The organism is Mycobacteroides sp. H001 (assembly GCF_001440005.1).
Taxonomy (GTDB): domain Bacteria; phylum Actinomycetota; class Actinomycetes; order Mycobacteriales; family Mycobacteriaceae; genus Mycobacterium; species Mycobacterium gwanakae.
Window position 1 is genome coordinate 331985 of record NZ_LJYH01000024.1, and the last position, 13628, is coordinate 345612.

Annotated in this window: 14 protein-coding genes; 8 read left to right on the top strand and 6 right to left on the bottom strand. The window is 64.0% G+C overall.

Going from position 1 to position 13628, the window contains the following annotated elements; genetic code table 11:
- Positions 1-134: 134 nt before the first annotated feature.
- Positions 135-875 (bottom strand): glucose 1-dehydrogenase, encoded by a 741-nt coding sequence (locus AOT83_RS07950; RefSeq protein WP_030097396.1) that lies wholly within the window; start codon positions 873-875, stop codon positions 135-137.
- Between the two features lie 49 nt (positions 876-924).
- Positions 925-2472 carry a long-chain-fatty-acid--CoA ligase gene (locus AOT83_RS07955; protein WP_057965527.1) on the bottom strand — a complete coding sequence of 516 codons (1548 nt, stop codon included), beginning with the start codon at positions 2470-2472 and terminating at the stop codon, positions 925-927.
- A 113-nt stretch (positions 2473-2585) separates the two neighbouring features.
- Here AOT83_RS07955 and AOT83_RS07960 point away from each other — a divergent pair, with 113 nt between their 5' ends.
- The 5 genes from AOT83_RS07960 (at position 2586) to AOT83_RS07980 (ending at position 6612) form a co-directional block, all read left to right on the top strand.
- A complete protein-coding gene (locus tag AOT83_RS07960) occupies positions 2586-3269 on the top strand; it encodes a DUF3137 domain-containing protein (RefSeq protein WP_057965526.1) in 684 nt (227 codons plus the stop codon).
- A 9-nt stretch (positions 3270-3278) separates the two neighbouring features.
- Positions 3279-3890 carry a LemA family protein gene (locus AOT83_RS07965; protein WP_057965525.1) on the top strand — a complete coding sequence of 204 codons (612 nt, stop codon included), beginning with the start codon at positions 3279-3281 and terminating at the stop codon, positions 3888-3890.
- Positions 3891-4586 (top strand): DUF3137 domain-containing protein, encoded by a 696-nt coding sequence (locus AOT83_RS07970; protein ID WP_057965524.1) that lies wholly within the window; start codon positions 3891-3893, stop codon positions 4584-4586.
- 71 nt (positions 4587-4657) lie between these two features.
- The gene (locus tag AOT83_RS07975; RefSeq protein ID WP_030097391.1) at positions 4658-5059 is read left to right on the top strand and encodes a glyoxalase; all 402 of its coding nucleotides are present in this window, start codon (positions 4658-4660) and stop codon (positions 5057-5059) included.
- Positions 5060-5133: 74 nt separating this feature from the next.
- Positions 5134-6612, top strand: a complete 1479-nt coding sequence (locus AOT83_RS07980) for a M1 family metallopeptidase (RefSeq protein WP_057965523.1) — start codon at positions 5134-5136, stop codon at positions 6610-6612.
- A 57-nt stretch (positions 6613-6669) separates the two neighbouring features.
- Here the strand turns inward: AOT83_RS07980 and AOT83_RS07985 are convergent, their stop codons facing one another.
- Positions 6670-7644: a sigma-70 family RNA polymerase sigma factor gene (locus AOT83_RS07985; RefSeq protein ID WP_057965619.1), complete on the bottom strand. Its 975-nt coding sequence runs from the start codon at positions 7642-7644 to the stop codon at positions 6670-6672.
- 41 nt (positions 7645-7685) lie between these two features.
- Positions 7686-9380, bottom strand: coding sequence for a DUF3556 domain-containing protein (locus AOT83_RS07990; RefSeq protein ID WP_057965522.1), 1695 nt, complete (start codon positions 9378-9380; stop codon positions 7686-7688).
- An 80-nt stretch (positions 9381-9460) separates the two neighbouring features.
- Here AOT83_RS07990 and AOT83_RS07995 point away from each other — a divergent pair, with 80 nt between their 5' ends.
- On the top strand, positions 9461-10279 hold the full coding sequence (locus tag AOT83_RS07995) for an alpha/beta hydrolase (protein WP_078344344.1): 819 nt from the start codon (positions 9461-9463) through the stop codon (positions 10277-10279).
- 13 nt (positions 10280-10292) lie between these two features.
- Here the strand turns inward: AOT83_RS07995 and AOT83_RS08000 are convergent, their stop codons facing one another.
- Entirely contained in the window at positions 10293-11552 is a 1260-nt protein-coding gene (locus AOT83_RS08000; protein WP_232783267.1) for an oxygenase MpaB family protein, read from the bottom strand.
- A gap of 137 nt (positions 11553-11689) precedes the next feature.
- Between AOT83_RS08000 and AOT83_RS08005 the strand changes: the two genes are divergently transcribed.
- A complete protein-coding gene (locus AOT83_RS08005) occupies positions 11690-12442 on the top strand; it encodes a DUF2786 domain-containing protein (RefSeq protein ID WP_030097385.1) in 753 nt (250 codons plus the stop codon).
- Complete coding sequence (locus tag AOT83_RS08010) at positions 12439-12978, top strand: TIGR04338 family metallohydrolase (protein ID WP_078284796.1); 540 nt, start codon at positions 12439-12441, stop codon at positions 12976-12978. The genes AOT83_RS08005 and AOT83_RS08010 overlap by 4 nt, the downstream gene beginning before the upstream one ends.
- Here the strand turns inward: AOT83_RS08010 and AOT83_RS08015 are convergent.
- Entirely contained in the window at positions 12975-13619 is a 645-nt protein-coding gene (locus tag AOT83_RS08015; RefSeq protein WP_057965520.1) for an O-methyltransferase, read from the bottom strand. The genes AOT83_RS08010 and AOT83_RS08015 overlap by 4 nt on opposite strands.
- Positions 13620-13628: the final 9 nt, after the last annotated feature.

Genomic DNA, 13628 nt, shown 5'->3' on the forward strand with positions numbered 1-13628 from the left:
CTAGTCCTTCCAGATACACGTGAACCAGATCACTCTCGTGGACGAGGATAGCGGCTTTAGGCGAAAAGTGAAACGCGTTCTAAAAGCGCGTGGTCAGCGAGCCAAGAGGGGCTCTGACGACTATCTATGCATGATTATGAGGTCTTGTGCGGAACGCCTGCGATGAGGCCGCCGTCAATGAGGAACTCCGCTGCCGTCGAGTAGGAGGACTCATCGCTGGCCAGGTAAAGAACCAGAGCCGAGACCTCGGCGGGGTCGGCCGCGCGGCCCAGCGGGATCTGCAGAAAGTCCTCCGGGATACCCGCCGTCATATCGGTCCGGATGAGTCCGGGATGTACGGAGTTCACCCGGACGCCGTGCGGTGCCAGCTCGAGTGCGACCGACTTGGTCAGCCCGCGCACCGCGAATTTCGTCGCCGTGTAGCCGTGCAGGCCGGGGCTGCCGCGGTAGCCCTCAACCGACGAGATGTTGATGATCGACCCGGCCTTGTTGTCGATCATCGTCTGCGCTACCGCCTGACAACCCAGGAATGTGCCCGTCAGGTTGATATCGAGGATGCGTTGCCACTCGGAGAGCTCGAAGTCCGTGAGCAGGTTGCCGTTGGCGATACCCGCGTTGTTGATGAGCACATTCACCGGTCCGAACGTCGTATTAGTGGCCGCGACGGCATCGATCCATTGCTGCTTGTCGGTGACGTCCAGGTGCACGTAGTGAGCACTCGGGCCCAGGTCGGCTGCTAGGGCTTGACCGGCCTCGTCGAGCAGGTCGCCGATCACCACGCGGGCGCCCTCGTCGACGAGCGCGCGCGCATGGGCGGCGCCCATCCCACGTGCTCCACCACTGATCAGAGCAATTTTCCCGGTGACGCGTCCCATGCGATTTCTCCTTGTCGATCGGCGTGGGCGCCACCGTACACCAGCTATCTCAGGAGACGCCGGCGTCTCGTTTCTCCCAATATTTCTGGCGGAGAACTCGTTTGAGAATCTTTCCTGCTCCCGACAGGGGAAGCTCGTCGACGAACTCGAAGCTGCGGGGAACCTTGTAGTTGGCGATGTGCGCGCGGCAATGCTCTTGCAAGTCGCTGTCGCAGCACGCGGCTTCCGTCTGTTTGACGATTACGGCGTGCACGCGTTCACCCCACTGCTCGTCGGGAATGCCGATCACCGCGCATGCCGCCACCGCCGGATGCTTGGCCAGCGCATTCTCCACCTCGGCCGAGTAGACGTTCTCGCCGCCGGTTACCACCATGTCCTTGATGCGGTCGACGATGTATACGTAGCCCCGGTCGTCCATCCGGCCGGCATCGCCGGTGTGCATCCACCCGCCGCGGATGGCCTTTGCCGACTCATCGGGCAGTTCCCAGTAACCCAGCATGACGTTGTCGCCCTTGACGATTACCTCGCCTATCTCGCCGCGCGGCACCTCGTTGTCGTCCGGGCCGACGATCTTGACCTCGCAGTGCGGCGCCGCGCGTCCCGCCGAGCGCAGCAGCGCGGGGTCGTCATGATCATCGGGTAACAGCAGTGTCGCCACGGGAGAGACCTCGGTCATCCCGTAGGCCTGGGTGAATCGCGCGTTGGGGAACACCTGCTTGGCGCGCTGCAACACCGCCTCGGAGATGACCGAGGCGCCGTACGTGATTCCGCGGATGCCGCTGAGGTCGAGCTCGGTGGCTGCCGGATGATCCACCAGCATCTGAATCATGGTGGGTACCAAGAGCATGTCCTGAACGTCATGTTCGACGATGGCATCCAGCACGCCCTGCGGCGTGAACGACGGGATGACCACGTGCGTAGAACCGGACAGGTTCCCCGCCATCACGGCGCTGAAGTCGGCCATGTGGAACATCGGTGCCGAATGTAGTAGGCGGCCGCCCCGGGTGAGGAAGTTGCCGGTGGACAGCGACCCCATCGCCGATGTCAACACATTGTCGTGAGACAGCATGACGCCCTTGGGGTTTCCGGTGGTCCCGCCGGTATAGAAGACGCCCAGCAGGCTAGCGCCCCCGGTGCGGGTGTCGCCGATGGGTTCGTGTGCGGCCAGAAGGTCCTCATACCCGATCATGTCCTCGGGTGTCGGACCGTCACCGCAGTAGATGACGGTGTCCAGGCATGCACACGCGGTGCGCAAGGGCGCGGCAGCAGCCTTGAACACGTCGTCGACCAGCAGCACACGAGTACCGGACTCGCGCAGGGAATACCCGATCTCGGCAAGGCTCCAGCGGATGTTGACGGCGTTCAGCGCGGCACCCAACCACGGCACCGCGGTGAGGTATTCGACGTAACGGTCGGAGTTCAGCGACAGCATGCCCACGCGGTCACCCGGTTGGACGCCGAGCGATGCAAGCCCCGCGGCCAGCCGGGCGACACGGTCGGCGAACTGCTCCACGGTGCGTTCCCGACCCTGATCGATCGTGATGGGGCGGTTCGGGTCCTGCTGTAGGGCACGGTGCAGCCACTGGGTGAATTGCATACCCCGATCTTGCCGTCCTGGGCTGTCTCGAGTGTGGAATTCGTCGAGCTAACAGGCAATGCTCGGTGTCCCGGTACGATGTGTGCAGGGGCAACGGTTAGCGAGGGGGGATCGTGTCTGAGGGGCTGCTGATCGCGACGGGTGTCGCTCTCTTCGTGCTGGTCTTTGCGGGGGTGTGGTTTCTTTCGTCCCGGATGCGGCAGAAGAGAATCGCCGCCCTGAGCGCCTGGGCCCAGGCGCACGGTTGGACGTACACCGCCGAGGACCAGAGTCTGCTGGGGCTGTCCCATGATGAGCCCTTCGGGCAGGGGCATAGCCGCAGGTTCCAAGACGTCTTCAACGGCAGCATTGGCCGTCACGAATTCGTGTCATTCCAGTACACATACAAGGTGACCACCGGCAGTGGTGACCAGCGGAGCACCGAGACCTACTACTTCATGGTGACCTGTCTCGTTACGCCACCGTCGCCGTATCGGCTCGAGATCAAGCCCGAGGGCCTACTTGCGGGACTCGCTCGTGCGGTGGGGTTTACGGATCTGGAGTTCGAATCGGACGAGTTCAACAAGCGGTTCAACGTCAAGGCCAATCCGGAGCGGTTTGCGTATGACGTGCTCAATCCGCGGGCCATGGAGCGGATGCTGGCCGACCAAAGATATTCGCAGCCCTTGCGATTCGAGAACGGGAGACTGCTGACCTGGCGCCGCGGCAAGCTCGATGAGCAGAGAATCGCCAGCGAGGTGCAGTACCTGATAGATACCGTTGAACCAATCCCGGCGTATGCGTGGGAACAACACTAGGAGAAGGAAATGACTCCACTTCTGATTGTCATCGTCGTGGCGGTGTTTTTCGCGCTGGCGATTGGACTTTGGCTCCTGACCACATACAACGGGTTCGTCAGGATCCGCAATCTGGTTCAGGAAGCGTGGAAGCAGATCGATGTCGAACTCCAGCGACGTCATGACCTCATTCCCAACCTCGTTGAAGTAGCCAGCACGGCAGCGCAATTCGAGCGAGACACCTTGCAGCAGGTGACCGCTGCGCGCAACCTTGCCCGCGACGCGGCCGCCACACATCAGGGCGTGACGGCCCAGGCTCAGGCCGAGCAGCAGCTCTCTGGAGCCTTGGGGCGCTTCTTCGCCATCGCGGAGAGTTACCCACAGCTGCAGTCGATTCAGAACTTCGTCGCACTTCAGGGCGAGCTCGCCAACACCGAAGATCGCATCGCGGCGGGCCGGCGCTTCTACAACGGCAATGTGCGTGCGCTCAATACGAAGGTCCAGACGGTCCCCTCCAACATTGTGGCGAAATGGTTCGGGTTCACCGCAGCCGACTACTTCGAGCTTGACGATCCAGCGGCGCGAAAGGTGCCCAACATTCGCGGAGCCTTCGACCGACTGAATCCACCTCCGCAGCAGTAGGTGAGCACGCTGCTGGGCCTGCTGAGCCTCGGCACGGTCGCTGTCATCTTCGGGGGATTGGCGGTGCTGGGCATCTGGCTGTTCACGACAACTCGGCGCAACCGCCAGCGACGGTTGGCGTGGTTATGGTCCTTCGCGTCCGGGCGGGGATGGAGTTTCGCCGAGAGTGAACCCGGTCTCGTCAGGCTTTCGGCCTATGCGCCATTTGGTCTGGGACACAGTAGATCCGCGACGGACGTGATTCGCGGCGTCATTGATGGGGCGCCCTTCGTGTCGTTCACCTACACGTATCGAACGGGTGACTCATCGGAGAACTCCGAGGTCACCTACACCGCCATGGTGACGTGTGTGCGGACTCCGCCGTCGCCGAACATGCTGGTGGTGACTCCCGAAGGGGCGCTGTCCGGACTGAAGGAGGCGATGGGGCTCGGGGATCTCAAGTTGGAGTCGGAGGATTTCAATCGGCGCTTTCACATCCGCACCAACAACAACCGATTCGCCTACGACGTACTGAATCCCAGCACCATGCACCGCATGCTGACCGACCGGCGGTTTCAACTGCCGATGAGGTTCGATAACTCCAACCTGTTTACCTGGAGGTGGGAGGCGCTCAGGCCAGAGTGGGTTGAGCCGCACGTGCGGTACCTGAGCGATATTCTGCGCGCCGTTCCCGAGTACGCATGGGAACGGCGATGAGTTTCCGGACTCCGGGTAGTCGGTACTGATGAACGGTGGAAACGCCGCCGTCTACGCACTGAGGAGACCCGATGTCCCGCATGCTGTTCGTCAACCTTCCGATCGCCAATGCCGCGGCCAGCCGCAAGTTCTTCGATCACCTCGGCTTCTCTTTCAACGACCAGTTCTGCGACGAGAACACCCTCTGCATGGTCATCAACGAACAGAGCTGGGTGATGATGCTGGAGGAAGAACGATTCCGCGGTTTCATCGCCGACGACATCACCGACACGTCCAAGAATCGTGAAGTGCTGCTCTGCGTTTCGGCCGACAGCCGCGAGGGTGTCGACGAACTGACGGATGCGGCGCTTGCTGCCGGTGGGGTGGATTGGATGCCGGCGCAGGAACTTGGCTTCATGTACGGACGGTCGTTCCGCGACCTGGACGGACACGTGTGGGAGGTCAGCTGGATGGATCCGGCACACCTGCAGTAGCTACCCGCGATCGGTGCTGCCTTACGTAGAGTCGTTCATCAGGGTCACAGGGGCCCGCTCTACGTAAGGCTCACATGATTTTCAAGACTCTCGGGATCCCGGCCGCTCTGGCGGCGCTTGTGATCGGTGGTGGCGTGGCCCCCGCGCAGGCGACCGACGTCTTCACCCCGGGATCACCCAACGGGATCGACAGCTACTTTCCGCAGGATGGCAACGGCGGCTACCGGGTCACCCAGTACGACCTGACGCTGCGCTTCGATCCGGAGACCACCGACGTGAACGGCACGATGGTGATCCACGCAGCCGCCACCCAGAACCTGTCGAGCTTCAACCTGGACTTCTCGGATCTGGGAACGGTGACGGCCTCCGTGGACGGCCGGCCGGCCGCCACCGAATTCAGCGGCGAGCACGAGATGACTGTTACTCCGGACAAGGGCATCCGCACCGGAAGTTCCTTCACGACCACGGTCACGTACGCGTTCAACGAGCAGCAGGAGGCCAAGGAACGTGGTCTCGGCGCGCTGTCGGGTTGGGTACGCAGCACCAGCGGTGGCTATGCCAAGGGCGGTGAACCCGATGGTGCCGAGAACTGGTACCCGTCAAACAACACCCCGGTGAACAAAGCGCCGTTCAAACTCACCGCGACGGTGCCGTCCTCGTGGGTGGCCGTGGGCGGTGGCCGGGAAGGGAAGGCCACCGAGTCCGGCGGCTGGACCACCACCACCTGGAACGAGCCGAATCCCGTTGCCATGTACCTGGTTCCGTTCGCGGTGGATCATTTCTCGGTGTTCCGGTCCACCTTGCCCAGTGGTACTCCGGTGGTGAGCGCGTTTGCGCCCGACGCCGGCTCCGGTAGCGCCGAGGCACGATTGCCCGAGGTGCTCAGTTTCCTGGAATCCAAGCTGGGCAAGTACCCGCATGTCGCGGCGGGCGGCATCTTCGCCGACCCGATGCGCGAGGACATTTCATTCAGCGCCCTGGAAACTCAGACCCGCCCGTACTACACGTTCAGCCGCGATACCGAGGAGGAAAAGCGACTGTCGGTGGTGGTGCACGAGAACACCCACGAGTGGTACGGCGACGTGGTGTCGGTCGAACAGTGGCGCGATATCTGCCTCAACGAGTGCTTCGCCTCTTACCTGCCGTGGATGTGGTCGGAGGAGAAGGAAGGTAAGTCCATCGACAAGCACTACCGCGAAACCGTCGAGAAGATCTGGGATGAGGACAAGGTGTGGGGGAACCTGCTCTACGACATGTGCCCGGACGCTGCCGAATGCAGTGCGGACGAGGTCTTCAACCCACTCGGTGTGTACGGCAAGGGCCCGCTGGCACTGCATGCGTTGCGCCGCACTATCGGGGACGGGCCGTTCCTGCAGATTCTGCGGTCATGGCCGTCGGTGCACAAATGGGGCAATGCGACCTGGCCGCAGTTCGAGGCGTACGTGCAGAAGGTCACCGGTAAGGACCTCTCCGGGTTCTTCACCGCGTGGTTCCACAGCACCACCCGCCCCGCGGACCAGTACCTATTCCCGGGGAGCCTCGCTCAGCGGTAAGCGGCTACGCCGAGACCGAGGTTGTGGCGCGAAAAGGCGAGACGAACCCGCAACAACCTAGGTTTCGAGTTCGGTGAGTTCGGTTGGGAGACCGAACTTCTCGAACAGCGAGATGTCGAAGAAGCACACCACATGGGCTACGCCGCCGGGGGTGACGTCCAGCACGTGCATCTGGAACGGGCGGTGCACCCCGTCGCCCTCGCGCATGTAGAGGCCGATGGCGGGCTGCCCGTTGGCTGACGTCTCGAGCAGGCGCATATCGCCGGCGTGCTCGGCGGGGCACTGTTCCTTGATGAGCGTGGCGATGCTCTGCCCGCCCTGATACCAGCCGGTGAACGGCGGCATCTCCCAAATCGCTTCAGTGGTGAACATTTTCGCGATCGCATCGACGTCATAGCGCTCAAATGCGTTGATGTACTGGCGGAGCTGCTCGCGCAGCATCGGGTCCTCGGGTTCCAGCAGGGTCTCTTCCCGTGGCGACACTTCTTGCAGCTGTGCACGGGCGCGTTGCAGCAGGCTGTTCACCGCGGCGGTGGTGGAGCCGATCGCCTCGGCGACCTCCTGGGCTTTCCACTGCAGCACCTCGCGCAGCACCAACACCGCGCGCTGCTTGGCGGGTAGATGCTGCAGTGCGGCGACAAACGCCAGGCGGACCGACTCCCGTGAACCCACGATGCTGGCCGGATCGGTCGCGTCATCGGGCAGTGGCTCGAGCCACGGGATCTCGGTGCGCTCGTCCAACTCGGCGAGCGGGTCGGCGCTGGGGGCTCCCAGTCCGGTGGGCAACGGACGGCGCTGCTTGCCCTCCAGTGCCGTCAGACAGGTATTGGTGGCGATCCGATACAGCCAGGTGCGCACCGACGACTTGCCCTCGAACCGTTCGTAGGCCTTCCAGCCGCGCAGGTAGGTCTCCTGCACCAGGTCCTCGGCATCGTGGATGGAGCCCGTCATCCGGTAGCAGTGGGCCAGAATCTCGCGCCGATATTGTTCGGTGTGCGAAAGAAATTCATCCTCGATGGCTTGTGCCGTCACGGGGGCGACAATAGTCGCGTCCACCGACACGTGTCAGCCGGTTACCGGGTGTTGACGTGCACGGGCAGCTCGTCATCCCAGGGCTGACGGTTGACCATGTCGGCCACCCGAACGTAGCCGCTCTCGAACTCGCCGGTGGCCGCGTCCACGAGCCGATATTGCTGGGTTTGACGATGGATGGGCTGGGCATCGAGTAAGACGATGCGCACCTCACCCGGCTCGAACTGGCACCGCTCCTGCATCGCGGCGATCAGCTGCTCGTTGTGCATGTGCCCGTCGCCGAAGTTCCAGCCGATCGCCGTGCTGCAGATCCGTTCGCCGTCGGTGATGACGTAGTCATCTTCGCGGTCGCGACCACTCGGGCCCGCCATGGCCCGGTGCGCGAGCGTGAACATGGCCCGGCCGTGCGTGTTCATGGCGCGGAACGCATAGCCGATGTACATGAGCAGCGGTGCCTGGTCGGTGCCGTAGTAGCGCTCCATCTGGGCCTGCGGCATGCTCGCGATCGCCACGATGCCTTTGTCGATTTTCGCGCTGGCGGACGGTTTGATGCACCACAGTGTGGTATCCCAGTTGCCGGCGTAGTAGCGCATGCCGGGCAGAAAGGAAATCTTGCGGGGCAACAGGTTTCCCACGACAACCACCCCGGCGCTCAGGGCGAATAGGGCAAGCACGGGCACGGGATGTTCCATATCGCGCAGACCGATGTTCGCGTGCGCGAAGAACAGCGACAGCACGCCGAAGATCATGAACACATTCCACTCCAGCGGCACACCCATCGGGATGGCGGTGAGGATGCCCAAGTGGAAGCACACCATCACGATGGCGGCGACCGTGGTGACCCAGCCGCCGTGACTGAAGAACAGTGCGATGGGTACCAGCATCTCGATTGCGGTGCTCAGATGTGCGACGACGCGGGAGAGCCGTCCGGGGCGCAGGTCGTCGGGGAACTTCTCGAAGAACGCCCGCTTGAGACGTTTGGCGCGGATGAGCGGGTTGTTGGACATCATCGTCGAGATGACAAAGGGGAAGTGGTGGTTGAGTTTTGATGTTGCCGCGCCCATCCAGATGACGACGAAGATCAGTTTGGCGGCGACGATCATGTCGGCCCCGGTGAAGAGGAATGTCACAGTGAGGGCGCCGTACACCTCGCCGCGTGCCGCCAGGAAGATCACCTTGTCGCGCAGGCCGGCGATGGCCAGCAATCCGAGGATGGCGACGACCGGCCAGAGGGGCAGCAGCCCCGTCGGTGCGGGCTGGGAGAACAACGCGACCAGGAGCATCGCCAGCAAGGCGGCGTACAGCGCCACGTCCACGGGGGTTCGCGCGCTGCCTCGGGTGAGGGGGATACGCGGCCAGGGCGGCAGGCGAATGGTGCTGGGACGCAACCAGTACAGGATTGAACCCAGGGGAGGGAAGAACCTGTTGTTGAGTGGGCCGAAGCCGCAGCCGAGGCCGATGACCTCGAACAGCATGGTGTAGAGCACCACCTTCTGGAAGACGATGGGTGCGGACCAGTCGGCGGGCCCGACTCCGTCAGTCGAGACCATGGCGAACAGCCAGCCGCCAAGGATGTACAGGCCGATCTTCAGGACGTAGAAGAGATGCAAGGCCACCGGTGTCCCGAAGCCCACCTCGGCCCAGTGCCGGGCCATCGGACGTATCTTCTCGGCGCGGGTGCCCTTGCTCCATTCGGCGATATCGACGACGGGCAGTGTGGGCTTGAGGAATCCCATGGCCCCACACTAGAACGTGTTCTAGTTGAGGATGGCAGGTTCGGCGGTTCCGTAGAGTTTTCGGGGTGAGTGGATCTCGGGTGCAGCGCGCCTTCGACGGCGCCGACAACGTGCGGATTGTTTATGACACCTGGACGCCGGAGAGACCGCCGCGTGCCGTCGTCGTGCTCTCGCACGGTTTCGGCGAGCATGCGCGGCGGTACGACCACGTCGCCCAGCGGTTCAATGATGCCGGGTACCTGGTGTACGCCCTGGACCACCGTGGTCACGGTCGTTCCGGGGGTAAGCGCGTGTATCTGCGGGACATCTCCGAGTACACCGACGACTTCGGCACCCTGGTGGACATCGCGGCACGCGAGTACCCCGACCTCAAGCGAATTGTGCTCGGGCACAGCATGGGCGGTGGCATCGTCTTCGCCTACGGTGTGGACCACCAGGACCGTTACGACCTGATGGTGCTCTCGGGGCCTGCGATTGCCGCGCAGGTCGGATTGCCGTACGTGCTGACGCTGGTGGCTCCGGTGGTGGGGCGTCTGGCGCCCGGGCTGCCGGTGCAGAAGCTCGATGTCAACGCGATCTCCCATGACCCGGCGATCATTGCCGCATACAACGCCGATCCGCTGGTGCATCACGGTCGGGTGCCCGCGGGCATCGGCCGGGCCTTGCTGGGGGTGGGGAAGACGATGCGGCAGCGCGCTGCCGGTCTGCGGCGCCCGGTGCTGACGATGCACGGAGGAGACGACCGGCTGACCGCGCCCGAAGGCAGCGTGTGGCTGTCCGAGTCCGCGCCCGATGCGACGCTGAAGATCTGGAAGGGCCTGTACCACGAGATCTTCAACGAGTTCGAGAAGGAACTCGTGCTCGACGAGGTGCTGTCCTGGATCGACGCCCGGCTCTGACGCGCGGCCGCCGCTACCGCCGCATGGCGGACAGGTCTTGGAAGTCGTGGGTGTGGGCGCCGGACTGCCAGTCGATCCAGTGCTCCCAGCGCCGCATCTTGCCCCGCTGCCAGCGCTGGTCTACCGCCGGGACGGCATGGCGCGCCAGCTCGATCGCGGCGACAAACGGAGCACGGGCGACGAGTGCCGCGGTGCCCAGCCAGCCATTGGGAATCCGATAGAGCCGGCGGTTCCACGGCAGCATGAACAGCCGTGTGAAACCCGCCTGCAGTTGCAGATGGAACAGGCCCCGGAGCCGATTGGCCGGTGATGAGCCGGGACTCGGCGTGAACGACGGGACGAAGGACTCCACGAGTTCACGTGAGGCGTCACCGCCGTCGTAGGCGCGGGTGGCGTCGAAGTGGTACAGGATCCGTACCGCATCGGCGACTGTCTCGGGATAGATGTCATCACAGCGCACCCCGAGCAGGTATCCCAGGTATCGACAAAAATGCAGGGCCGCAATCATTTCCGATCGTGTGGTGAGATAGCCGACCGCCCACAGGCCGAGCCCGGGCGCCACGCTGCCGGCGATAAGTGTCAGCAGCATCTCTGATTGGCTGATGGGCTCGCCCCATTGCTCGCGGCGCCACTCGGGATGCTTGCGCACCCCGCGGCGTACCGAGACATGCATGACACGGATCTTCATCGTGATCTGCCGGGCAACTGAGTATCGGTCCAGGGCGGCGCCGGGTCGTGCGCATTCCAGCCACCACCGGCTGGTCTCGAGATGCCGGTGCATCGCGCCCTGGCCCGCATAACCACCGGCCAGCGACAGGGGGGTCGCCAGCCAGCCCTCGGTGTAGGTGTCCATGGTGCCGGCGTTGGCGATGGAGCCCATGTCATAGCCCCACCGCCGCCACACGGCAGCACCGGCCTCGATGAGCTGCGGATCGGCCCACGGTGGCAGCGTGTCGAATTCGGCGAACAACGCCCGCATCGACTCCGGTGCCTCCTCGACGGCGTCGATTCCCTCACTGAGCGCGCGCTCCAGTAACGCGCGGCCGTGCTCCGGGCCGATCTGCCCGTAGTAGACCTCCTCAACGAAGCTCTCGGCGACCGGATCGGTTATCCACAGGCCGGCCCCGTATTGGCGGACTACCTCTTCGGATGGGGTGAGATCGAATCCCGTCCAACGGCGCAGGGTGTTGCGCAGCCCTGTGTGTGCGGGTGCGGGATGTGCGAGATTTTCCGCGTAAGCCGCAGGCAGTACTGCATTTTCCTGAATGGTCACGCGGCCTCCGGTATCTCCGTATGTCTCATGTGCGGCTATCGAAACACAACTCGAACGACTTGACAACAGAGGTTGTCAGAAGTGGGGGTGATGCTTGCCGCGGTCGCATGTCCCCGCGCTCGCCTAATCTGGCCTTCGTGACAGAGGACAAGCAGCTCTCGCGGATCGCCGCACTGCTCCGCCAGGCCGAGGGCACGGACAACGCCCATGAAGCCGAGGCTTTCATGGCGGCGGCGCAGCGCCTTGCCACCGCGACCTCGATCGACCTGGCGGTCGCCCGTGCGCACTCGGCCAAACGAGACGCCCAGGCGCGGCCCACCCAGCGCACCATCACCATCGGTGAGGCGGGCACCCGTGGCCTGCGGACCTACGTCAACCTGTTCGCGTTGATCGCCGGCGCCAATGACGTCACGTGTGATGTCGCATCCAACTCGACCTACGTATATGCCTACGGCTTCGCCGAGGACATCGACGCCGTCCACGCGCTCTACGCCAGCCTGGTGGTCCAGATGGTCAGGGCCTCGGATACCTACATCGGTTCGGGTGCGCATCGGCCCACACCAACCATCACGGCCCGCCTGAACTTTCAGCTGGCCTTCGGTACACGGGTGGGGCAGCGGCTGGCCGACGCACGGCAAGAGGCGCGCGCCGAGGCGGTCAAGACCGAGAAACGGGGCACGGGAACAGAACTGGTATTGCGTGACAAAGACATCGAGCTGCGAGACTTCTACAAGGGTGCCTCGACGGCCCGCGGTCAGTGGCGTGCGGTGAGCGCACAGGCCGGTTATTCCTCACACGCCCGGCGTGCGGGTGATCGTGCGGGCCGCCGGGCCAGGCTTGGGAACAGTCCCGAACTGGCAGGTGCGCGTGGCGCATTGGAGCAGAACTGAGCGATCAGGCGCGTCCTCAGTCGGATGCCGTCACGCGGACGGCTCATCCGCGTGACACCCAGCGCGCCAAGGTATACGCGGCCGAAGAGTTTGTGCGCACCATGTTCGAGCGCGCGGCCAGCCACAGCCAACGGGATATCGATTTCTTCGGCACCAGGTTGACCCTGCCGCCCGAAGCGCGGTTCGCGTCGGTCGAATCGGTGCAGCGTTACGTCGACGACGTGCTGGCCCTCGTCGCGGCCAGATGGTCTGCCGGACCCGTCACGGTGCGTGCCCGGCGGGGAGCGACGGCCGCCCATTACGAGCGTGATGGAGACCGGGCGGCCATCGCCGTTCCCGACGATCGCAACGGAAGCGCCTGGGCCATGCGTGAACTGGTGATCCTGCATGAGCTGGCGCATCACCTGTGCCCGCACGACGTTCCGGCGCACGGGCACGATTTCGTGGCCCTTTACCCGGAACTGGCGGGGCTGGCCATGGGGCCGGAGGTGGAGTTCGTTCTGCGCACCGTCTATGCCCGCGAGGGGGCGCGCTAACGCACGACGGCGATCGCCAGCCCGTCCCAGCCCTTGACGCCCACCGTCTGCAGCGCGGTGGCATCAAGGCGTGGGTTGGACCCCAGTAGTTCCAGCACGTCCCGCGTCCCCTCGGCGTTCGGTCCGTCTTCGGAGATCCAGCGAATCACGTTGTCTACCAAGATGACCGACCCCGCAGTGGTCAGTCGTAAAGCCCAGCTCAGGTAGTTGGGATTGTTGGCCTTGTCGGCGTCGATGAAGACCAGATCGAACGGCCCCTGGACCGACGGAAGATTGTCGAGGGCGCTACCCACCAAGATCTCGACCTGTTCGGCCAGCCCGGCGCGCTCCAGGCTCGCCTGAGCCACGGCGGCATGCTTGGGCTCGTACTCGAGCGTCACGACGGCGCCCTCGGGTCCGACCGCCTTGGCCAGCCACGCGGTGCTGTACCCGCCGAGCGTGCCGATCTCCAGCACGCGGCTGGCCTTGGCGATCGTCGCCAACAGGTACAGGAATTTGCCCTGAGTGGCCGATACCGCGATATCCGGCAGGCCACCGTCGTCTTGTGCCTGCCGAATATGGTCCAGCTCGGCGGCATCGGTAGCGACTGTGCGCTCCAGGTACTGGTCGGTGTCGGTCCACACTGATTGGGAGAGAGTCACTTCCGTGAG